The 22099-nt window shown below is 72.8% G+C and carries 16 protein-coding genes; 15 read left to right on the forward strand and 1 reads right to left on the reverse strand.

The features are described 5' to 3' along the window. The first annotated feature begins 102 nt into the window (after positions 1-102). The 9 genes from glyA to folP all read left to right on the forward strand — a co-directional run bounded on the left by glyA (position 103) and on the right by folP (position 11557). On the forward strand, positions 103-1431 hold the full coding sequence (glyA, locus tag ACWIX7_RS20030; RefSeq protein WP_448618165.1) for a serine hydroxymethyltransferase: 1329 nt from the start codon (positions 103-105) through the stop codon (positions 1429-1431). Beyond that, positions 1428-2660, forward strand: a complete 1233-nt coding sequence (locus ACWIX7_RS20035; protein ID WP_448618166.1) for a sarcosine oxidase subunit beta family protein — start codon at positions 1428-1430, stop codon at positions 2658-2660. Before glyA ends, ACWIX7_RS20035 begins: the two co-directional genes overlap by 4 nt. A 15-nt stretch (positions 2661-2675) precedes the next feature. Further along, positions 2676-2987 (forward strand): sarcosine oxidase subunit delta, encoded by a 312-nt coding sequence (locus tag ACWIX7_RS20040; RefSeq protein ID WP_448618167.1) that lies wholly within the window; start codon positions 2676-2678, stop codon positions 2985-2987. After that, positions 2984-5854, forward strand: a complete 2871-nt coding sequence (locus tag ACWIX7_RS20045) for a 2Fe-2S iron-sulfur cluster-binding protein (protein ID WP_448618168.1) — start codon at positions 2984-2986, stop codon at positions 5852-5854. The genes ACWIX7_RS20040 and ACWIX7_RS20045 overlap by 4 nt, the downstream gene beginning before the upstream one ends. After that, positions 5847-6431: a sarcosine oxidase subunit gamma gene (locus tag ACWIX7_RS20050; protein WP_448618169.1), complete on the forward strand. Its 585-nt coding sequence runs from the start codon at positions 5847-5849 to the stop codon at positions 6429-6431. The genes ACWIX7_RS20045 and ACWIX7_RS20050 overlap by 8 nt, the downstream gene beginning before the upstream one ends. A gap of 52 nt (positions 6432-6483) precedes the next feature. After that, positions 6484-8952 carry a GcvT family protein gene (locus ACWIX7_RS20055; protein ID WP_448618170.1) on the forward strand — a complete coding sequence of 823 codons (2469 nt, stop codon included), beginning with the start codon at positions 6484-6486 and terminating at the stop codon, positions 8950-8952. A 94-nt stretch (positions 8953-9046) separates the two neighbouring features. Beyond that, positions 9047-9667 carry a cyclodeaminase/cyclohydrolase family protein gene (locus tag ACWIX7_RS20060; protein WP_448618171.1) on the forward strand — a complete coding sequence of 207 codons (621 nt, stop codon included), beginning with the start codon at positions 9047-9049 and terminating at the stop codon, positions 9665-9667. Further along, entirely contained in the window at positions 9664-10503 is an 840-nt protein-coding gene (locus ACWIX7_RS20065; protein ID WP_448618172.1) for a bifunctional 5,10-methylenetetrahydrofolate dehydrogenase/5,10-methenyltetrahydrofolate cyclohydrolase, read from the forward strand. The genes ACWIX7_RS20060 and ACWIX7_RS20065 overlap by 4 nt, the downstream gene beginning before the upstream one ends. A 181-nt stretch (positions 10504-10684) precedes the next feature. Beyond that, positions 10685-11557 carry a dihydropteroate synthase gene (gene folP / locus ACWIX7_RS20070; RefSeq protein ID WP_448618173.1) on the forward strand — a complete coding sequence of 291 codons (873 nt, stop codon included), beginning with the start codon at positions 10685-10687 and terminating at the stop codon, positions 11555-11557. A 154-nt stretch (positions 11558-11711) separates the two neighbouring features. Here folP and ACWIX7_RS20075 read toward each other — a convergent pair whose 3' ends face one another. After that, positions 11712-12380 carry a GntR family transcriptional regulator gene (locus ACWIX7_RS20075; RefSeq protein WP_448618174.1) on the reverse strand — a complete coding sequence of 223 codons (669 nt, stop codon included), beginning with the start codon at positions 12378-12380 and terminating at the stop codon, positions 11712-11714. A 144-nt stretch (positions 12381-12524) separates the two neighbouring features. Between ACWIX7_RS20075 and ACWIX7_RS20080 the strand changes: the two genes are divergently transcribed. From ACWIX7_RS20080 to ppsA, 6 genes are all read left to right on the forward strand, one after another. Beyond that, positions 12525-13898 (forward strand): L-serine ammonia-lyase, encoded by a 1374-nt coding sequence (locus tag ACWIX7_RS20080; RefSeq protein WP_448618175.1) that lies wholly within the window; start codon positions 12525-12527, stop codon positions 13896-13898. Positions 13899-13908: 10 nt separating this feature from the next. Beyond that, on the forward strand, positions 13909-14757 hold the full coding sequence (gene purU, locus ACWIX7_RS20085; RefSeq protein ID WP_448618176.1) for a formyltetrahydrofolate deformylase: 849 nt from the start codon (positions 13909-13911) through the stop codon (positions 14755-14757). A gap of 19 nt (positions 14758-14776) precedes the next feature. Further along, on the forward strand, positions 14777-16150 hold the full coding sequence (locus tag ACWIX7_RS20090; RefSeq protein WP_448618177.1) for a bifunctional folylpolyglutamate synthase/dihydrofolate synthase: 1374 nt from the start codon (positions 14777-14779) through the stop codon (positions 16148-16150). Then, positions 16147-18024 carry an aminodeoxychorismate synthase component I gene (gene pabB / locus ACWIX7_RS20095; protein ID WP_448618178.1) on the forward strand — a complete coding sequence of 626 codons (1878 nt, stop codon included), beginning with the start codon at positions 16147-16149 and terminating at the stop codon, positions 18022-18024. Before ACWIX7_RS20090 ends, pabB begins: the two co-directional genes overlap by 4 nt. 688 nt (positions 18025-18712) lie before the next feature. Then, positions 18713-19570, forward strand: a complete 858-nt coding sequence (locus tag ACWIX7_RS20100) for a pyruvate, water dikinase regulatory protein (protein WP_448618179.1) — start codon at positions 18713-18715, stop codon at positions 19568-19570. Positions 19571-19572: 2 nt separating this feature from the next. After that, positions 19573-22005, forward strand: coding sequence for a phosphoenolpyruvate synthase (ppsA, locus tag ACWIX7_RS20105; RefSeq protein WP_448618180.1), 2433 nt, complete (start codon positions 19573-19575; stop codon positions 22003-22005). Positions 22006-22099: the final 94 nt, after the last annotated feature.

Consider the following 22099-nt stretch of genomic DNA (forward strand, 5'->3'; position numbering starts at 1 on the left):
CCTTTCCCGGCGCCCCTTGACCCCGCCCGGAGCTCACCCTACGGTGTTGCACGACTGATATACCAGTTTTCGGCTTCATCTCATGACAGAAGGGACTGCGGCATGGTCGTCCAGGTCGACGGAGCGCTCCAGGCGCCGGCCATCTCGGACCGGGTTCTCAACCGATCGCTGGCGGACACCGACCCTGCGGTCTTCGACGCGATCACCGCCGAGCTGACCCGGCAGCAGACCACGCTGGAGATGATCGCCAGCGAGAACTTCGCTCCGGTGGCCGTCATGCAGGCCCAGGGCTCGGTGCTGACCAACAAGTACGCCGAGGGCTACCCGGGCCGGCGCTACTACGGCGGCTGCGAGCACGTCGACGTCGTCGAACAGCTGGCCATCGACCGGCTGAAGGCGCTGTTCGGTGCGGAGTACGCCAACGTGCAGCCGCACTCGGGTGCGCAGGCCAACGCCGCGGCGATGTCCGCCCTGCTGCAGCCCGGCGACACGATCCTGGGACTCGACCTGGCCCACGGGGGCCACCTGACCCACGGGATGAAGCTCAACTTCTCCGGGAAGCTCTACGACGTGGCCGCGTACCACGTCGGCCGTGAGGACCACCGGGTCGACATGGCCGAGGTGGAGAAGCTGGCGCTGGAGCGGCGGCCGAAGCTCATCGTGGCCGGCTGGTCGGCCTACCCCCGCCACCTGGACTTCGCGGAGTTCCGGCGGATCGCGGACGAGGTCGGCGCGTACCTCATGGTGGACATGGCGCACTTCGCCGGCCTCGTCGCCGCCGGGCTGCACCCCTCTCCGGTGCCGCACGCGCACGTGGTCACCTCGACCACCCACAAGACCCTGGGCGGCCCCCGCGGCGGCGTCATCCTCGCCACCGCCGACCTCGCGAAGAAGTTCAACTCCTCGGTGTTCCCCGGCCAGCAGGGCGGGCCCCTGGAACACGTGATCGCCGCCAAGGCGGTGGCCTTCAAGCTCGCCGGCGAGCCGGCCTTCCACGAGCGGCAGGAGCGCACCCTCGCCGGTGCCCGGATCCTCGCCGAGCGCCTGCTGGCCGCCGACTGCCGCGAGGCCGGCATCGACGTGGTCAGCGGTGGCACCGACGTCCACCTCGTCCTCGTGGACCTGCGTGAGTCGCCGCTGGACGGCAAGCAGGCCGAGGACCGGCTGCACTCCATCGGCATCACCGTCAACCGCAACACGGTGCCGTTCGACCCCCGGCCGCCGATGGTGAGCTCCGGGGTGCGCATCGGCACCCCGGCGCTGGCCGCGCGGGGCTTCGATCTCGACGACTTCGCCGAGGTGGCCGACGTGATCGCCGCCGCGCTGCGCCCCTCGGTCGGCGAGGAGCTGCTCGCCGAGCTCCGCACGCGGGTCACCCGGCTGGCCGACCGCCACCCGCTCTACCCCGACCTGACGGAGGTCCCCCGATGAGCCCCCGCACCCCCGGCGCCGACCTGCCCGAGCACCCGGACTTCCTCTGGCGGGACCCCGAGCCGAAGCGCTCCTACGACGTGGTGATCGTCGGCGGTGGCGGGCACGGCCTGGCCACCGCGCACTACCTGGCCAAGAACCACGGCATCACGAACGTGGCGGTGCTGGAGAAGGGCTGGCTGGCCGGCGGCAACATGGCCCGCAACACCACGATCATCCGGTCGAACTACCTGTGGGACGAGAGCTCCGCCATCTACGAGCACTCGCTCAAGCTGTGGGAGGGGCTCGAGGAGGATCTCGGCTACCCGATCCTGTTCAGCCAGCGCGGCGTGCTCAACCTCGCGCACACGCTGCAGGACGTCCGCGACAGCGTGCGCCGGGTGGAGGCCAACAAGCTCAACGGCGTCGACGCCGAGTGGGTCGAGCCCGACGAGGTCCGCAAGATCTGCCCGATCGTCAACACCTCGGCCGACATCCGCTACCCGGTGCTCGGGGCCACCTACCAGCCGCGCGCCGGCATCGCCAAGCACGACTACGTCGCCTGGGGCTTCGCCCGCCGCGCCGACGAGGCCGGCATCGACCTCATCCAGGACTGCGAGGTCACCGGCTTCACCACCGACGGCGACCGGGTCACCGGCGTGCAGACCACCCGGGGCACCATCGCCGCGGGCACGGTCGCCCTCTGCGCGGCCGGGCACACCTCCGTGCTGACCGACATGCTCGGCTTCCGCGTCCCGGTGCAGAGCCACCCGCTGCAGGCGCTGGTCTCCGAGCTGCTCGAGCCGGTGCACCCCACGGTGGTCATGTCCAACGCCGTCCACGTGTACGTCTCCCAGGCGCACAAGGGCGAGCTGGTCATGGGCGCCGGCGTCGACTCCTACAACGGCTACGGCCAGCGGGGCGCCTTCCACATCATCGAGCGCCAGATGGCCGCCGCCGTGGAGCTGTTCCCCGTCTTCGCCCGGGCGCACCTGCTGCGCACCTGGGGCGGGATCGTCGACACCAGCCCCGACGCCTCCCCGATCGTGGGCCGGACGCCGTACGAGAACGTCTACCTCAACTGCGGCTGGGGCACCGGCGGGTTCAAGGCCACCCCCGGCATCGGCTCGTGCCTGGCGCACACCATCGCGACCGGCGAGCCGCACCCGTACGTGGCGCCGTTCACCCTCGACCGCTTCGTCACCGGCGCGCTCGTCGACGAGCACGGCGCCGCCGCCGTGGCCCACTGACCCAGGGAGTCCCCCGTGCAACTCATCGAATGCCCGTGGTGCGGCCCCCGCGAGGAGGTCGAGTTCCACTACGGCGGCCAGGCCCACGTCCCCTACCCGGACAGCCCCGCCGAGCTCTCCGACGAGGAGTGGGCCCACTACGTCTTCTTCCGCGCCAACCCCAAGGGTCGCTTCGCCGAGCGCTGGAACCACAGCGCCGGCTGCCGCCGCTGGTTCAACGCGATCCGCGACACCACCACCTACCGCTTCGAGCGCGTCTACCGCCTCGATGACCCGAAGCCGCTCGCGACCGAGCTCGCGAGGTCACGCAGGAGCACAGCCCCATGACGAGCCCGTTCCGCATCCCCGAGGGCGGCCGCATCGACCGCGCCACCACCGTCGAGTTCACCTTCGACGGGCAGACCCTCACCGGGCACCCCGGCGACACCCTGGCCTCGGCGCTGCTAGCCAACGGCCGCCACCAGGTCGCCACGAGCATCAAGCTCGGCCGACCGCGCGGCATCGCCGCCGCCTGGGCCGAGGACCCCGGCAGCCTGGTGCAGATCGAGGAACCCTTCCCCGAGCCGATGCTGCTGGCCACCACGGTCGAGCTGTACGACGGCCTGGCCGCCCACGGCCTGCCGGGCCAGGGCCGCCTGGCCGACGTCCCCGACTCCGCCCGCTACGACGCGGTCCACCACCACGTCGACGTGCTGGTCGTGGGCGCCGGCCCCGCCGGGCTGGCCGCCGCGCTCACCGCCGCCCGGGCCGGTGCCCGCGTCGCGCTCGTCGACGAGCAGTCCGAGGCCGGCGGCTCGCTGCTCTCGGGCACCGAGCGGCTCGACGACGCCCCGGCGCTGCAGTGGGTCGCCGCGGCGGTCGCCGAGCTGGCCGGCCACCCGGAGGTGCTGCACCTGCAGCGCACCACCGCCTTCGGCAGCTACGACGACGGTTTCGTCCTGGCACTGGAGCGGCGCACCGACCACCTCGGCGCCGCCGCGCCCAAGCACGTCTCCCGCCAGCGGGTGTGGCGCATCCGGGCGCGGTCGATCGTCGTCGCGACGGGGGCGCACGAGCGCCCGGTCGTCTTCGCCGACAACGACCGCCCGGGGATCATGCTCGCCGGCGCCGCCCGGACGTTCCTGCACCGCTACGGCGTGCTGCCCGGCCGCGAGGCCGTCGTGTTCACCACGAACGACAGCGCCTACGACGCCGCCCTCGACCTGCACCGCGCGGGCGTGCACGTGCAGGCGGTGGTCGACGCCCGGCCGGAGGGGTCACCGCAGCGCCGCGAGGAGTGCGCGCACGCCGGCATCCGCGTCCTGTCCGGGGCCGTCGTGACCGGCACGCAGGGCGTGGAGCGGGTCACGCACGCCCTCGTCGCCCCGTTCGCGGACGGCGAGGTCGGCGCCAGCAGCGCGATCGCCTGCGACCTGCTCCTGGTCAGCGGGGGCTGGAACCCCGCGGTGCACCTGTTCAGCCAGGCCCGCGGCCGGCTCCGCTACGACGAGGCCCTCGGCGCGTTCCTCCCCGGGGAGGCGCTCGACGGCCTGACCGTCACCGGCTCGGCCGCCGGCGTGTTCGACCTGGCCGGGTGCCTGGCCGACGGGCAGCGCGGAGCGCGCGCCGCGCTGACCGCGCTGGTGATCCCGCCGGAAGGGGAGGACCGGCTGCCCGCCACCCCCGACCCCGTCGTCCCGACCGCGCCGCTGGTGCTGTGGCGGGTGCCGGACACCTCCGGCGCCGACGGCAGCACCTCATTCGTCGACCTGCAGCGCGACGCGACGGTCGCCGACATCGCCCGCGCGGTCGGCGCCGGCCTGCGCTCCATCGAGCACGTCAAGCGCTACACGACGATCGGGACGGCGCACGACCAGGGCAAGACCTCCGGCATCCTCACCTCCGGGATCACCGCCGAGCTGCTCGGGATCCCGGTGCAGGCCACCGGGACCACCACGTTCCGGCCGCCCTACACCCCGGTCGCCTTCGCCGCCCTGGCCGGCCGCGACCGCGGCCGGCTCTTCGACCCCGAGCGGATCACGGCCCTGCACGAGTGGCACGTGGCGGCCGGGGCGGTGTTCGAGGACGTCGGCCAGTGGAAGCGGCCCCGCTACTACCCGCGGCCCGGCGAGGACATGGAGACCGCGGTCCTGCGGGAGTGCGCCGCGGCCCGGACCGGCGTCGGGATCCTCGACGGCTCCACCCTCGGCAAGATCGACGTCCAGGGCCCGGACGCCGCCGTCCTCCTCGACCGGCTCTACACGAACATGATGAGCAGCCTGAAGGTCGGCTCCGTCCGCTACGGCGTGATGTGCGGCGTCGACGGCATGGTCATCGACGACGGCACCGTGCTGCGCCTGGCCGAGGACCGCTTCCTCGTCCTCACCACCACCGGCGGCGCGGCGAAGATCCTCGACTGGATGGAGGAGTGGGCCCAGACCGAGTGGCCGGACCTGCGGGTCCACTGCACCTCGGTCACCGAGCAGTGGGTCACCTTCCCCGTCGTGGGTCCCCGCTCCCGGGACGTCGTCGGCGCGGTCTTCCCCCAGGTGGACGTCTCGAACGAGGCCTTCCCGTTCATGACCTGGCGGGACACCACCCTCGACGGGGTGCCGGTCCGGCTGGCCCGGATCAGCTTCTCCGGCGAGCTGGCCTACGAGGTCTACGTCAACCCGTGGTACGCGGTCGCGGTGTGGCAGCGGCTGCTCGAGGCCGGCCGTCCGTACGGCATCACGCCGTACGGCACCGAGACCATGCACGTCCTCCGGGCGGAGAAGGGCTACCCGATCATCGGGCAGGACACCGACGGCACCGTCACCCCGCACGACCTGGGCATGGCGTGGGCGGTCTCGAAGAAGAAGCCCGACTTCGTCGGCAAGCGCTCCTTCGCCCGGCAGGCCAACCAGGACCCGCTGCGCAAGCAGCTGGTCGGACTGCTGCCCGTGGACCGGCAGACCGTGCTGCCGGAGGGGTCGCAGATCGTCGACTTCCTCGCCGACGGCCAGCTGCCGCCCCCGCCGGTCCCGATGCTCGGCCACATCACCTCCAGCTACCGCAGCGCCGAGCTCGCCCGTCCCTTCGCCCTGGCCCTGGTCAAGGGCGGCCGGGAGCGGATCGGCGACACCGTCCACGTCCCCGTCAACGGCACCCTCGTCCCGGTCGAGGTGACCGGCTCGGTGCTGGTCGATCCCGAAGGAGCCCGTCGCGATGGCTGAGCTGCTGCGCACCCACCCGCTCGAGGGGTGGCGCACCGCCTTCGAGCGTCTGCCCGACACCGTCGGCATCACGGTCGAGCCGTACGTCGCGATGGTCGACGTCCGGCTCGGCACCGTCGGCGCCGAGGCGTCGGCGGCGCTGGGCGTCGACCTGCCGACGGCTCCCAACACCTGGGTGCCGGCCGGGACGGGGCGGGCCGTCTGGCTCGGCCCCGACGAGTGGCTGCTCAGCAGCACCACGGAGACGCCGGAAGAGCTGGAGGCCCGCTTCCGCGCCGCCGTCCTCGAGCTGGGCGGTTCCGCGACGGACGTCTCCGCCCAGCGGATCGGCCTCCGGCTGACCGGTGCGCGGGTGCGCGACGTCCTGGCCAGGGGCTGCTCGATCGACCTGCACCCACGGGTGTTCGGCCGGGGCAGCAGTGCGCAGACGATGCTCGGCCAGGCCGGCGTCGTGCTGCTGGCCCTGTCCGACGCCGCCGACGACTTCGTCGTCCTGGTCCGGTCGTCCTTCGCCGGCTACCTCGCCGACTGGCTGCTCGACGCGGCCCTCGAGTTCACCACCACCCACGACAGCTGACCGACCCTCGTCCGCAGTCCCCGGATCCACCGGCACGTCAGGAGCGAAAGCAATGTCCACCACCCCTCGTGTGGTCATCATCGGAGCGGGGATCGTCGGGGCCAACCTGGCCGACGAGCTGACCGCCCGTGGCTGGGACCGCGTCACCGTGGTCGACCAGGGACCCCTCCCGCTGACCGGGGGCTCCACCTCGCACGCGCCGGGGCTGGTCTTCCAGACCAACGCCTCCAAGACCATGACGGCGTTCGCCAGCTACACCGTGGAGAAGCTCAAGGGCATCGACGTCGACGGCGCCTGGTGCTTCAACCAGGTCGGCGGCCTGGAGGTCGCCACCACGCCGGAGCGGCTCGCCGACCTGCACCGCAAGCAGGGCTGGGCCACCTCCTGGGGCGTCGAGTCGCGGGTGGTCGACGTGGACGAGTGCGTGCGGCTGCACCCGCTGGTCGACCGCGACCGCATCCTCGGTGGCCTGCACATCCCGAGCGACGGCCTGGCCAAGGCGTCCCGGGCGGTGGTCGCGCTGGCCCGCCGTGCCGAGGCGCGGGGCGCCCGTTTCCAGGGCTCGACCCGCGTGACCGGCATCGAGCAGACCGGCGGCCGGGTCACCGGCGTCCGGACCCCGGACGGCGTCATCCCTGCCGACATCGTGGTCTCCTGCGCCGGCTTCTGGGGTCAGGAGCTCGGTGCGATGGTCGGGATGGACGTCCCCCTGCTGCCGCTGGCCCACCAGTTCGTCTGGACCGGCCAGGTCCCGGACCTGGTCGGCCGCAACGACGAGCTCAGCGAGGCGAGCCTGCCGATCCTCCGGCACCAGGACCAGGACCTGTACTACCGGGAGCGCGTCGACCGCCTCGGGATCGGGTCCTACGCCCACCGGCCGATGCCGGTCGACCTGCGCGAGCTGCCGCAGGGGGACGGCGTGCGGGAGTCGTCGATGCCCTCGATGCTGCCCTTCACCGATGAGGACTTCGCGCCGGCCTGGGAGCAGAGCCAGCTGCTGCTGCCCTCGCTGCGCTCCTCGAAGATCGACAACGGCTTCAACGGGGTCTTCTCGTTCACGCCGGACGGCGGCCCGCTGGTCGGGGAGGCGCGGGACGTGGCGGGCTTCTGGATCGCCGAGGCGGTCTGGGTGACGCACTCGGCCGGGGTGGCCCGGTCGGTGGCCCAGCTGCTCGTCGAGGGCCGCTCGGAGGTCGACCTGCACGGCTGCGACGTCCACCGCTTCGAGGACGTCCAGCTCGCGCCGGAGTACGTCAGCGAGACCTCGCAGCAGAACTTCGTCGAGATCTACGACGTCATCCACCCGCTGCAGCCCCGGCTGTCCCCGCGCGACCTGCGGGTCAGCCCCTTCCACGCCCGGCAGCAGGAGCTCGGCGCGGTCTTCCTCGAGGCCGGCGGCTGGGAACGGCCGCACTGGTACGAGGCCAACGCGCACCTGGTCGACGAGCTGCCCGCGGAGTGGGTGCCGCCGGAGCGCGACGCGTGGACCGCGCAGTTCTGGTCCCCGATCGCGGCGGCCGAGGCGTGGAAGACCCGCACCGCCGTGGCGATGTACGACATGACGCCGCTCAAGCGGCTCGAGGTCAGCGGCCCCGGCGCCCTCGACCTGCTCCAGCGGCTGACGACGGGGCAGATGGACAAGTCCGTCGGGTCGGTGACCTACACGCTCGCCCTCGACGAGGCCGGCGGCATCCGCAGCGACCTCACCGTCGCCCGGCTGGGCGAGCAGCTGTTCCAGATCGGCGCCAACGGTCCCCTCGACCTGGACCACCTCCAGCGCCAGGCGCCGGCGGACGGCAGCGTGCAGATCCGGGACACCACCGGCGGCACGTGCTGCATCGGCCTGTGGGGCCCACGGGCCCGCGACCTCGTGCAGCGGCTCAGCGCCGACGACTTCTCCAACGACGGGCTCAAGTACTTCCGCGCCAAGCGGGCCCGGATCGGAGGGGTGCCGGTCACGGCGATGCGGCTGTCCTACGTCGGCGAGCTCGGCTGGGAGCTCTACACCAGCGCCGACAACGGCCAGCGGCTGTGGGACGTGCTGTGGCGCGCCGGCCAGGACCTCGGCGTGATCGCGGCAGGCCGGGCCGCCTTCAACAGCCTCCGGCTGGAGAAGGGCTACCGGGCCTGGGGCCACGACATGACCACCGAGCACAACCCCTACGAGGCCGGGCTCGGGTTCGCCGTCCGCAAGCAGAAGCAGGCCGACTTCGTCGGGCGGCAGGCTCTCGCCGGGATCGGGGACGACACGGTGGACCGGCGGCTGTCCTGCCTGACGATCGACGACGGCCGCAGCGTCGTCCTCGGCCACGAGCCCGTCTTCGTCGACGGCCACCCGGCCGGCTACGTGACCAGCGCGGCCTTCGGGCACACCGTCGGCCGGCCGATCGCCTACGCCTGGCTGCCGGCCTCGGCGACCGTCGGGACGAGCGTCGAGATCGGGTACTTCGGCAGTCGCATCCCCGCGACCGTCGCCGCCGAGCCGCTCGTCGACCCGGACATGACCCGCCTCCGCGGCTAGCCCGTTCCACAACCTCCGCCGGATCGGCGGGCGACCCCGGCCACGCCCGGGGCCGCCCGCCGGCCCGCGGCCGCGCCCACCCCCGGAGGGACCCATGCGCACCGACACCATCGAGACGTTCCTGGAGCAGCTCGCCGCCAGGGTGCCCGCCCCGGGAGGAGGGGCCACCGCCGCGCTGCACGCGGCCCAGGCCGCCGCCCTGGTGGCGATGGTCGCCCGCTACAGCGACTCGGCGAAGTACGCCGACCACGCCGAGGAGATCGCCACCATCTCGACCACAGCCGACCGGCTGCGCCAGAACGCGCTGGGCCTGGCCGAGGAGGACGCCGCGGCCTTCACCGCGGTCACCGAGGCCTACAGGCTCCCGAAGGGGACCCCTGACGAGGCCGCAGCCCGGTCGGACGCCATCGCGAGGGCCCTGGTCGCCGCCGCCCACGTGCCGGCGATCGTCGTCGCCGTCGCTGAGCAGGTGGTGGGCCTGGCCGAGCAGCTGCTGCCGATCGGCAACCGCAACGTGATCAGCGACGTCGCCGCCGCCGCGGAGGCGGCCCGGGCCGCGGCCACCACCGCGCGGGTCAACGTGGAGGTCAACCTCGGCGGCATCAAGGACCCGGGGACCTGGGGAGAGCTCGCTGCGGTCGTCGACACCGTGGACGACCTGGTCCTGCGCGCGGAGAAGGTCACCGCCGCCGTCCGGGACGGGCTGGTCCGATGACCGCGACGTTGAGCGGGACCGAGCTGGCCGCCGGCATCCGCGCCGAGGTCGCCGCCGCGGCCGCGGACCTGACCGCCGCCGGGACACCGCCCCGGCTGGCCGTGGTCGTCGCGACCGCGGACGAGTCCAGCGCCTGGTACGTCCGCTCCATCGCCCGCGCCGCGGAGAGGACCGGCATCGCCTGCTCGGTGGTCGACCTCGGGGAGACGGCGACGCCGGACCGCATCCGCGCCGAGCTGGTCGCGCTCAGCGCCGATCCCGCGGTGCACGGCATCATCCTGCAGACACCGCTGCCTGCCGACGCGGTCGTCGAGGACCTCGCCGCGTCGATCGACCCGGCCAAGGACGTCGACGGCGCCAACCCACTCAGCCTGGGGCGGCTGGCCGCGGGCCTGCCCGCCTTCGCGCCGGCGACCGCCGAGGCCGTGCTCGCGCTCCTGGACTCCCACGGGATCCCGCTGTCCGGGGCGCACGCCGTCGTCGTCGGGCGCTCCACCGTCGTGGGCAAGCCCGCGGCGCATCTGCTGCTGCAGCGGGACGCCACCGTGACCGTCTGCCACAGCCGCACCAAGGACCTGGCCGCGGTCACCCGGACCGCGGACGTGCTCGTCGCCGCCGTCGGGCGACCGGAGCTCATCACGGCCGAGCACGTCGCCGAGGACGCGGTGGTCGTCGACGTCGGGACCAACCCGACGCCCGACGGCGGCCTGGTCGGGGACGTCGACGCCGGCTCGGTCACCGGGCGCGTCGCCGGACTGACCCCGGTCCCCGGCGGCGTCGGCCCGGTCACGACCGCACTGCTCCTGCAGCACACGATCACGTCCGCGCGCGGCTGAGGGAGGACCCCCTCCTCCCGCCCCTCGCACGCTCGGCGGTGCGTTGCAGGGGGCCGCCCTGCCCCCCGCCACTCGCACGCCCACGGCGGGGACCTGCCGGGGCCCGGGGCCACCGGTGCCGAGAGCCCCGGGCGGCCGTGAACCCGCCCACCTCCCGGACCACACGGATCGGAGCAGCCAGATGACCGGCACGGCGTTGGCCGACCGCCCGGCCGCCACCACCGGCACCTCGACGCACGCCCTCGGTCGGGCCCTCGCGGCGAGGCGGCCCCTGGTCTGCGGCATCCTCAACGTGACCCCCGACTCCTTCTCCGACGGGGGGCGCTTCGACAGCCTCGACCGCGCTGTGGAGCACGGGTGCGCTCTGGCTGCCGAAGGGGCCGACCTCATCGACATCGGCGGGGAGTCGACCCGACCCGGCTCGCGCCCGCCGACCCTCGCCGAGGAGCTGGACCGCGTCGTCCCGGTCGTCGAGGCCCTGGTCCGGCAGGTCCCCGTACCGTTGTCCGTGGACACCTCGCGGCCCGACGTCATGGGGGCAGCCGTGGCGGCCGGCGCGAGCATGGTCAACGACGTCCGGGCACTGCGGTCGCCGGGTGCCCTGGAGGCCGCCGCGGAGCTGGGCGTGCCGGTGTGCCTCATGCACATGCAGCGCTCGCCGGAGACCATGCAGCAGGACCCGCGCTACCGGGACGTCGTCGTGGAGGTGCGCACCTTCCTGGCCCAGCGGATGCGTGCCTGCCTCGACGCCGGCGTCCGGCAGGAGCACCTGGTGGTGGACCCGGGGTTCGGGTTCGGCAAGACGCTGACCCACAACGTCGCGCTGCTGGCGTCGCTCGACGCGTTCACCGGTCTGGGGGTCCCGGTCATGGTGGGGCTGTCCCGCAAGTCGGTGCTCGGGCAGCTGACCGGGCGGACCGTGGGGGACCGGCTGCCCGGCTCCCTGGCCGCGGCGCTCGTCGCGGTCCAGCGAGGCGCCTCCGTGCTCCGCGTGCACGACGTCGCGGCCACGCGGGACGTCCTCGCTGTCCTGGACGCCGTCGGCCCGGTGTGAACAAGGACCCCTCTGCTGCCCCCACCGCTCAGGAGCTCACGGCGGGACCCAGCAGAGGGGCCGACAGGCAGTGACGGTCTGCGCGGATGGGCAGCAACCGCGCGAGACGGGGGCGTTGCGTTCGGTTCGACGCGCTGCGAGCGAGGGCCTCCTCTCAGATCACTGCGCGGATCGCCCGCTCGAAGCCCAGGACGTGCTCACGGGCGAGGGCGTCGGCCCGATCGGCGTCGCCGGCGGCGATCGCGCGGAGCAGCTCCACGTGCTCCCCTACGTGCTCGTCGACCGTGGGCAGCCGGTCCAGGAACAGGCAGAAGATCCGCGTCGCCAGGTTGTCGTAGCGGATCAGGACGTCCTCCAGGTGGGGGTTGCCGGCTGCCCGGTACATGGCCCGGTGCACGGCGAGGTCCCAGCGCATCAACTCGGTCCGGTCGATCTGGGCGACGTCCAGGTACTGGATGCGCGAGGCCAGGTCCTCGAGCTCGGCATGCGCCGTGCGGACGGCCCGCTCGGCGGCACGGCGGGCCGCCAACGGCTCGAGCTGGGCGCGGATGTCGGAGATGTGCGCCAGATCGGAGATGTCCATCCCGGTCGCGAAGGTCCCCCGCCGCGGGTAGGACACCACGAGCCGGTCGCCCTCCAGACGCTTCAGCGCCTCGCGGACCGGGGTGCGGCCCACGCCGAGGTCCTTGGCCAGTTCGTCGTCGTCGATCGGATCGCCCGGACGGATGTCGAGCATGATCAGCCGGTCCCGGATCGCCACGTAGGCCTTGTCCGCCAGGGACGCGACAGCGGACGAGTCGAGATCCAGAGGAGCAGCGGTCACGAGCAGATCGTAGAGGTTGTCGGCCACCGGGCCTTGCCTCTTGAGAGGGATCGACATACTTTTACCGTACATCTGATATACCAACTGTGTACCTGGTTCGACGGTTGGTGTTGGAACGCATCGGCGGGGGAGAGGGAGGCACGGGTGACCATCAGCGCCTTCGACCTGTTCAAGGTCGGCATCGGGCCGTCGAGCTCGCACACCGTGGGCCCCATGCGGGCCGCCGCCACCTTCGTCTCGCGCCTCGCCGAGGAGGGGCTGCTCGAGCGGGTGGCCGGCGTCCGGTGCGAGCTGTTCGGGTCGCTCGGCGCCACCGGGCACGGCCACGGCAGCGTCAAGGCCGTCGTCCTCGGCCTCGAGGGCGAGCAGCCCGACGTGGTCGACCCGGTCGCCGCCGGACCACGGGTCGACGCCGTCCGCCGCGAGGGCAAGCTGGCCCTGGCCGGCGAGCACCCCATCGCGTTCTCGGTGGACGAGGACGTCGTGCTGCACCGACGCAAGCGGCTGGAGTTCCACAGCAACGGCATGCTGTTCCGGGCGCTGGATGCGGGGGGCGACGAGGTCGACCGGCGCGAGTACTACTCGGTGGGCGGCGGGTTCGTCCTCGACGAGGACGACGCCGGCAACCCGGCCATCATCGAGGACCCCACACCCGTCCGGTACCCGTTCCGGACCGGTGAGGAGCTGCTGGCCCGGACGCGGGAGACGGGCCTGCGGATCAGCGATGTGATGCTGGCCAACGAGCTGTCCTGGCGGAGCGAGGCCGAGGTGCGTGCGGGCCTGCTGCAGGTCTGGTCGGTGATGCAGGAGTGCGTGGAGCGCGGCACCCGGACCACCGGCGTCCTGCCCGGGGGGCTGAAGGTCCGCCGGCGCGCGGCCGCGCTGCGTGCCCAGCTGGAGGTCCGTCCGGACGAGGCCGACCCGCTCCGCGCGATGGATTGGGTCACCCTCTACGCGCTGGCGGTCAACGAGGAGAACGCGGCCGGCGGGCGGGTGGTGACCGCGCCGACCAACGGGGCAGCCGGCATCGTGCCGGCCGTCCTGCACTACTACCGGGACTTCGTCGACTCCTACTCCGAGGACGGCGTGGTGCGGTTCCTGCTCACCGCCGCAGCGGTCGGGCTGCTGTTCAAGGAGAACGCCTCCATCTCCGGCGCCGAGGTCGGCTGCCAGGGCGAGGTGGGGTCGGCCTGCTCGATGGCCGCCGCCGGTCTGGCCGAGGTGATCGGGGGAACGCCGGAGCAGGTGGAGAACGCCGCCGAGATCGGCATCGAGCACAACCTCGGCCTCACCTGCGACCCCGTCGGCGGGCTGGTGCAGATCCCCTGCATCGAGCGCAACGCCGTCGGCTCGGTCAAGGCCATCACCGCCGCCCGGATGGCCGTGCGCGGCGACGGCCGCCACCACGTCCCGCTGGACAAGGCGATCAAGACCATGCGCGAGACCGGCGCGGACATGAAGGACAAGTACAAGGAGACCGCCCGTGGCGGGCTGGCGCTCAACATCGTCGAGTGCTGAGGAGGCACCCGTGTCCCACCCGTACACCCTCACGCTCAGCTGCCAGGAGCGCCCGGGCATCGTGCACGCGGTCAGCTCGTTCCTCTTCGAGCACGGCTGCGACATCGTCGAGCACCAGCAGTTCGACGACGCCGTCCGCGGCCAGCTGTTCCTGCGGACCGCGTTCGTCTGCTCGGAGGAGACCGACGCCGACCGCCTGTCGGCGGACTTCCAGGCGGTGGCCGACGAGTTCGGCATGTCCTACCAGGTCACCGGCGGCCAGCCGCAGCGGGTGCTCGTCATGGTGTCCAAGCTGGGGCACTGCCTCAACGACCTCATCTTCCGCTGGCGGTCCGGCACTCTCGGCGCCGACCTCGTCGCCGTGGTGTCCAACCACGAGGACCTGCGCCCGATGGCGGAGGCGGCCGGGCTGCGGTTCCACCACGTACCGGTGACGGCGGCCACGAAGCGGGAGGCCGAGGCGCGGCTGCTCGAACTGGTCGACGAGCACCGGGCCGACCTGGTGGTGCTGGCCCGGTACATGCAGGTCCTCTCCGACGAGGCCTGCGCCGCCCTGCACGGCCGGGCGATCAACATCCACCACTCGTTCCTGCCCGGCTTCAAGGGCGCCAAGCCCTACCACCAGGCCTTCGACCGCGGCGTGAAGCTGGTCGGCGCGACCGCCCACTACGTGACCCCCGACCTCGACGAGGGACCGATCATCGAACAGGAGGTCATCCGCATCGACCACACCTACGACCCGCGCGCACTCGCCACGGTCGGCCAGGACGCCGAGGCGCTGGCGCTGTCGCGCGCGGTCCGGTGGCACGGCGAACGGCGGGTGCTCCTCAACGGGCACAGCACGGTCGTCTTCCGGTGACCCGGTCGCTGGAGGTCTGATGTCGACCGGGACGGCGGAACTGCCGCCGTCCGCCGGCGCACCCTCGTCCAGGGCCGCGCTCGACCGCGTCCGCCGGTACCTGTTCGCGGAGCTCGGGCCGCAGCGGGGCCCGGCGGGGGTGGGGCTCGCCCGCCCGCGGGCCCTGTTCGGGGCGCTGGGGGATCCGCAGGACCGCTTCCGCGCCGTGCACGTCGCGGGCACCGCGGGGAAGGGGTCGGTGAGCACCTTCGTGGCGAGCCTGCTCCGGGCCCACGGGTTCCGGGTCGGCGCTCACCTGTCGCCGCACACCTACTCCGTCCTCGAGCGGTTCCAGGTCGACGGCGCTCCCGCCGGAGCCGACCTCGTCGACGCGGAGCTGGAACGGATCCGGCCAGCAGTCGAGGCGGTGGAGCAGGCCGGCCACGGTCGGCCGTCCTTCTTCGAGGTCACCAACGCCATCGCGTTCGGCCTGTTCGCCGACCGGGTCGACTACGGGGTCGTCGAGACCGGGCTCGGGGGACTGCTCGACTCCACCAACACGATCTCCCGGGCGGACAAGCTCGCGGTGATCACCCCGATCGGCCTGGACCACCAGGACGTCCTCGGGGCCACCGTCCGCGAGATCGCGGCGCAGAAGGCCGGCGTCCTCCCCGTCGGCGGCCGTGCGGTCGCGGCCCGCCAACGGAGCGCCGAGGTGGAGGACGTGCTCAGCGAAGAGGCGACCCGTCGGGGCTGTGACCTCCGGTGGGTGGACCTCGGCCCCCCGGCGGTGCGGTCCTGGACCGGACCGGGCGGCACCGAGCTGCACCTACGCGGCCAGCCGTCCCTGTCCCTGGGGCTCACGGGGCGGCACCAGGCCGGCAACGCCCATCTGGCGCTGTGCGCCGTCGAGGCGCTGGCTGCGCGGGACGGATGGTCCCTGGACCCGGATGCCGTCTGGCTGGGGATGCGCAGCGCCACGCTGCCCGGTCGGTTCGAACGCCTCGTGATCGCCGGCCGGCCCGCGGTGCTCGACGGAGCGCACAACCCGATGAAACTCGCAGCGCTGGTGGCGACCCTGCAGGACGTCCATCCCGGCGCCCGGTTCCCGTGGGTGCTGGCCGTCAAGCAGGACAGGGACCTCCAGGCCGCCGTGCGGGTCATCGCTCCCGCGGCATCGTTGGTGGTCGCCACCCGGTTCGCCACCGGAGACGGTGACCATCCCGCCGGCACGTCCGTACCCGCCGAGCAGATCGCCGTGGCGGCAGGGGAGTGCGGGGTCGAGGCCGTGGTGGAGGAGGACCCGGCGTGCGCGGTGGCCCGCGCCGCGCAACGCGCCGACGCCGGGCTGCCGGTCGTGGTGAGTGGCTCGTTCCACCTGCTCGCCGCCGTGCGCCCGGGGACGACACGGTGAGATCCGGCAGCCGGCCCGGGGTGCCGTGGGCTCGCTTCGACGACCTCCGCGCCGGGACCGCCGTCCAGTGTCCACCGCCGCGCCGGGTGTTGATCGCCGAGCGGCCCGAGGAGGTCCTCGGCGTCCTGACCGAGGTCGAGCGAGCCACCGATGCCGGACAGTGGGCCTTCGGATACGTCGCCTACGAGGCTGCTGCCGGGCTGGACCCACGGCTCGCCGTGCACCGATCCATGCCCATGGGCATGCCGCTGGTCTGGTTCGGGGTCTGCGACCAGCCGGTTCCCGTGTCTCCGCTGGAGGCGGCCGGGCCGGCCGGCGCCGGCCGGGGCGGGGCGGCCCGGTGGCAACCCACGTGGACACCGGCCGGGCATGCCGACGGCGTCCGGCAGGTCCAGGAGCGGATCGCCAACGGGGACACGTTCCAGTGCAACCTGACCGTCCGGATGTCCGGTCGCGTGTCAGGGGATCCCTTCGCCCTGTACCGGGACCTGGCCCTGGGTCAGCGCGGAGCCCACAGCGCCTATCTCGACCTCGGCCGCTTCGCCGTGGCCAGTGCCAGCCCCGAGCTGTTCTTCGAGCGCCGTGGCGACGCGGTGCTGCTCCGCCCCATGAAGGGCACGGCGCAGCGGGGACGGGACCGGGACGAGGACCGGCGCCTGGCCCACCGGCTGCAGTCCAGCCCCAAGGAGCGGGCGGAGAACGTCATGATCGTCGACCTCATGCGCAACGACATCGGCCGGATCGCCGAGATCGGCAGCGTCGACGTGCCGGCGCTCTTCACCGTCGAGCGCTACGAGACCGTGCTCCAGCTCACCTCCGACGTCACGGCTCGACTCCCGCCCGGAACCGGCCTGGTCGAGCTGTTCCGGGCACTCTTCCCCTGCGGCTCGGTCACGGGAGCGCCCAAGGCGAGCTCCATGGAGATCATCCGGTCCCTGGAACCCGACCCGCGCGGCGTCTACTGCGGAGCCATCGGCCTGGTGGGTCCACCGGACGCGCCGGTCCGGGCGCGGTTCAGCGTGGCCATCCGGACGGCCGTGGTGGACAGGTCCTCGGGAGAGGCCGTGTACGGCACCGGCGGTGGCATCACCTGGGGCTCGGAGGCGTCGGCTGAGCATGCCGAGCTCCTCGCCAAGGCCGCGGTCCTGTCCGCGCGGCCCCGGGAGTTCGAGCTGCTGGAGACGATGCGGCACGACCCTGAGTGCGGTCTGCGCAACCGGGAACGTCATCTGCACCGCCTGGCAGCCTCGGCCGAGCACCTGGGGTTCCGGTTCGATCTGCCGACGGCGCGACGCGTCCTGGCCGTGCGGCTGGCGGGAGAGCCGGCGGCACGCGTCCGGATCCGCCTCCGGCGCGACGGGATGCTCGCCGTCGACGTCGAGGCGCTCCCTGCGCCCTCGGCCGGCCCGGTGCTGCTCGCGGTCGACGACGATCCGGTCGATCCCCGGGAGACCTGGCTCTACCACAAGACGAGCCTGCGGGAGCCGTACGACCGGCGCCGCGAGCGGCGACCCGACGTCGACGACGTGATCATGGTCAACACGAGGGGAGAGCTCACCGAGGTGACCCGGGCCTCCCTCGCAGTGGAGCTCGACGGGTGCTGGTGGACGCCTCCACTGGAGGCCGGGTGCCTTCCCGGCGTCGAGCGCGCGCGGCTGCTCGAGATGGACAGGCTGCAGGAACGGGTGCTGCGCGTGGCCGACCTCGAGCGGGCGGAGGGGGTGGCGGTGCTCAGCTCGCTGCGAGGATGGCGTGCCGCAGAGTTGAGCGGCGTTCGTCGCAAGGCGGTGCCCATCCGAGGCCGGAAGGAGCCGGTACGGACCTCCCCCGGGGCGGGGAGCCTGGCGCCTGCGGCACTCGTCGGCAGCGGATGAGGCGCTGGGATCCCTCACGGCGGACAGGCATGTCGACGTACAGCTGTGCGTGGGTCGAAGTGACGCAACCGAACCCGCATGGCGACCTCTGAAGGCTGTCGGCCAGCGGCTCGGCGACACCCGGTTCGACCACCACTGGCGTCGGTCGGGGGTCATCGGCGACATCCGGGGTGCTTCCGTACAGCTCCTGACGTGCGCCGACGTACCAGGGCGGACGGCCTGGAACCGGCGGCCGACAGCTGGTGATCGGAGGACGTGAGCGGGAGTGACTCCGCGCCATGACCAGGCATCCGCGACCGCGATGGAGCCTCGGCCGGCGCAGCGATGGACCACGTCAGCGTGCGCGTCGGTTGTGGAGGACTGGCCACTCCAGCGTTCGAGGGCATGGCGTCCCGACTCGAGGCGGCAAGCTCCCGGGGGCCCTTGACCCTAGTCGGCAGTCTGCACTACGTTGTTATGCAACTGATATAACAGTCTTCCGTTGTAGTCATGGCGGCAAGGGATCCCGCTGCGCGAGCACACCTGCTGACCGTGTGCTCGTGGCTGGAAGGCTCCGCTCTCGCTGATTTTCGAGCACGCAGTCATCGGCGCGAGCCGACGCACGACAGAGGGGAGTCCGCCCGTGCCGTGGTCGCCGTCGCCCGCTTCAGACCCAGCGTGTCGCCCGGACCGCGATGCGGACGCGGTGGTGCCGGTCTTCTTCCTGTCCGACAGCACGGGGATCAGCGCCGAGACGATGGGCAACGCGCTGCTCATCCAGTTCCCCGACGTCCGCTTCGAACGCACCCTGATCCCGTTCATCTCCACGGTCGAGCAGGCCCGGGAGGTGGTGGCCCAGCTCGACGCGGCGATGGCGGGCCCGGTGCCCCCGCTGGTGTTCACCACCGCGGCCGTGGACGAGGTGCGCGAGGAGCTCCTGAAGACGAAGGCCCCGATCATCGACTTCTTCGGCATCCACATGAGCCGGGTGGAGGAGCAGCTGGGGGCCCGTGGGCTGCGCGAGGCCCGGCGACTGCACGGCGTCGGCGACGTCCGGCGCTACAACAGCCGGATGGCGGCGATCGAGTTCGCCATCGAGCACGACGACGGCCTGAGCCCCCGCGGGTTGGACCGGGCCGACGTGGTCCTGCTGGCGCCGTCGCGGTGCGGGAAGACCCCGACCGCGATGTACCTGGCCCTGCAGCACGGCCTGTTCGTGGCCAACTACCCCCTGGTCGACGAGGACCTGGAGAGCATCGACCTGCCGCGCCCGGTCCGGGACCTCGCGGACCGGTGCTTCGGGCTGACCACCACCGTGGCTCGGCTCAGCCGCGTGCGCCAGGAGCGACGCCCGGACTCGCGGTACGCCTCGGAGGAGCAGTGCCGCTTCGAGCTGCGGCGGGCGACGGCGATCTACGACAGGCACCACCTGCCCACGGTGGACACCTCGGCGGCATCCGTCGAGGAGATCGCCACCGTGGTCATCCAGACCCTGGCCCGGCAGCGGCGCAGTTCCGGCGCGCTGCCGACCTCCGGCCACGACCTCCGGCGAGATGGGACCACCTGACCATGAGCACCGACACCGCACCCGAGGTACCGGCCCGCAGCACGGCGGGAGGCACGGCCGGCGACGCCGACAACGTCCGGTGGTTCGCCGAGCTGGGGCTGGGCGACCTGGAGGTGGTCGGCGGGAAGAACGCCTCCCTGGGGGAGATGATCTCGAACCTGGCCGACGCCGGGGTGAGCGTCCCCGACGGCTTCGCCACCACGGCGGCGGCCTACCAGCGCTTCCTCGGCGACACCGGCCTGGCCGCCTCGATCGCCGAGCGGCTACGCGCGTTGGACACCGACGACGTGCGGGCGCTGTCCGCGGCCGGCCGGGAGATCCGCCGGGCGGTCGTCGAGCAGCCCTTCCCGCCGGCCCTGGAGGCCGACATCCGGGCGGCCTACGACCGGCTGGCCGGGGACGACGCGGAGACCTCCGTCGCGGTGCGCTCCAGCGCCACGGCCGAGGACCTGCCCGACGCCTCCTTCGCCGGACAGCAGGAGACGTTCCTCAACGTGCGGGGCATCGACGCGGTGCTGCAGGCGGTCCGGGAGGTCTACGCCTCTCTCTACAACGACCGGGCGATCGCCTACCGGGTGCACCACGGCTTCGACCACGAGGCGGTGTCGCTGTCGGCCGGTGTGCAGCGGATGGTGCGCTCCGACGTCGGGGCCTCCGGGGTGGTGTTCACCATGGACACCGAGTCCGGTTTCCGCGACGCGGTGTTCGTGACGTCGGCCTACGGCCTGGGCGAGGGCGTCGTGCAGGGCGCGGTCAACCCCGACGAGTTCTACGTCTACAAGCCGGCGCTGCGGGCCGGGCGCCCGGCGATCCTCAAGCGGGGCGTGGGGGAGAAGGCCACCAAGATGGTCTACACCGAGCACGCCGAGGTCGGCCGGACGACCGCATTCGTCGACGTCGACCCCGCCGAGCGCCGGCGGCTGTCCCTCACCGACGACGAGGTCACCGAACTGGCCCGGCAGGCCTGCCGGATCGAGGAGCACTACGGCCGGCCCATGGACATCGAGTGGGGCAAGGACGGTCTGACCGGGCAGATCCTCATCCTGCAGGCGCGCCCGGAGACCGTGCAGTCCCGCTCCGGCAACAGCACCGAGCGCTACCGGCTCACCGGCACCGGGGACGTCCTGGTCGAGGGCCGGGCGATCGGGCAGAGGATCGGCGCGGGTGCGGTCCGGGTGCTCACCGACATCGACGAGATGGACCAGTTCACGGCCGGCGATGTGCTGGTGGCGGACATGACCGACCCGGACTGGGAACCGATCATGAAGCGCGCCTCGGCCATCGTGACCAACCGCGGCGGGCGGACCTGCCACGCGGCGATCATCGCCCGCGAACTCGGTATCCCCGCCGTCGTCGGCACCGGCACCGCCACCCGGGTGCTGACCGACGGCGACCCGGTGACCGTCTCCTGCGCCGAGGGCGACACCGGCCTCGTCTACGCCGGCCAGGTGGGCTTCGAGGTGGAGGAGACCCGGCTGGACGCGATGCCGGACATCCCCACCAAGATCATGATGAACGTCGGGACCCCGGAGCAGGCCTTCGCCTTCTCCCGGCTGCCGCACGCCGGGGTGGGCCTGGCCCGGCTGGAGTTCGTCATCAACCGGCAGATCGGCATCCACCCGCGGGCGCTGCTGGACCTCGAGGACCTCGACGCGGCCCTGCGGGCGCGGGTCGAGGAGCGGATCGCGGCCTATCCCTCGGCGCGGGACTTCTTCGTCCAGCGGGTCGCCGAGGGGATCTCCATGATCGCGGCGGCGTTCGCGCCCGAGCCGGTGATCGTGCGGATGAGCGACTTCAAGTCCAACGAGTACGCCAACCTGCTCGGCGGCGAGCGCTACGAGCCGCACGAGGAGAACCCGATGATCGGCTACCGCGGGGCGTCGCGGTACCTGTCGGCCGGCTTCGCCGACTGCTTCGCCATGGAGTGCGAGGCGCTGCGCTACGTCCGCGACGAGATGGGTCTGACCAACGTCAAGATCATGATCCCGTTCGTCCGGACCGTCGCGGAGATCGAGGGCGTCGTGCGCCTGCTCGCCGAGCACGGCCTGCGCCGCGGGGAGAACGACCTGTCGGTGGTGATGATGTGCGAGCTGCCCTCCAACGCGCTGCTGGCCGGGGACTTCCTCGACCACGTCGACGGGTTCTCCATCGGCTCCAACGACATGACGCAGCTGACGCTGGGGCTCGACCGCGACTCCGCCCTGGTCGCCGGGGGTTTCGACGAGCGGGACCCGGCGGTGCTCGCCCTGCTGGAGATGGCGATCAGGGCGTGCCTGGAGCGCGGGAAGTACGTCGGCATCTGTGGCCAGGGCCCCAGCGACCACCCCGACCTGGCCCAGTGGCTCGTGCAGCAGGGGATCGAGTCGATGTCGCTCAACCCCGACACCGTCGTCGACACCTGGCTCCACCTCGCCAAGACCGCCCGCGAGACCTGACGCATGGCAGCCCGGGGAAGGCGCCTCGGCCACCTGTTCACGAGCGTGGTCGAGCGTGGCTTCGACCGTCGGTGTGGTGATCTGCCCGGCGCGA

The organism is Geodermatophilus sp. URMC 65 (assembly GCF_053502545.1).

Excerpts from the sequence above, each read along its gene's own strand:
- glyA (WP_448618165.1), top strand. The coding sequence starts at position 103 with ATGGTCGTCCAGGTCGACGGAGCGCTCCAGGCGCCGGCCATCTCGGAC.
- ACWIX7_RS20090 (WP_448618177.1), top strand. The coding sequence starts at position 14,777 with ATGTCGACCGGGACGGCGGAACTGCCGCCGTCCGCCGGCGCACCCTCG.
- ACWIX7_RS20055 (WP_448618170.1), top strand. The coding sequence starts at position 6,484 with ATGTCCACCACCCCTCGTGTGGTCATCATCGGAGCGGGGATCGTCGGG.
- ACWIX7_RS20045 (WP_448618168.1), top strand. The coding sequence starts at position 2,984 with ATGACGAGCCCGTTCCGCATCCCCGAGGGCGGCCGCATCGACCGCGCC.
- folP (WP_448618173.1), top strand. The coding sequence starts at position 10,685 with ATGACCGGCACGGCGTTGGCCGACCGCCCGGCCGCCACCACCGGCACC.
- ACWIX7_RS20050 (WP_448618169.1), top strand. The coding sequence starts at position 5,847 with ATGGCTGAGCTGCTGCGCACCCACCCGCTCGAGGGGTGGCGCACCGCC.
- ACWIX7_RS20035 (WP_448618166.1), top strand. The coding sequence starts at position 1,428 with ATGAGCCCCCGCACCCCCGGCGCCGACCTGCCCGAGCACCCGGACTTC.
- ppsA (WP_448618180.1), top strand. The coding sequence starts at position 19,573 with ATGAGCACCGACACCGCACCCGAGGTACCGGCCCGCAGCACGGCGGGA.
- ACWIX7_RS20060 (WP_448618171.1), top strand. The coding sequence starts at position 9,047 with ATGCGCACCGACACCATCGAGACGTTCCTGGAGCAGCTCGCCGCCAGG.
- ACWIX7_RS20065 (WP_448618172.1), top strand. The coding sequence starts at position 9,664 with ATGACCGCGACGTTGAGCGGGACCGAGCTGGCCGCCGGCATCCGCGCC.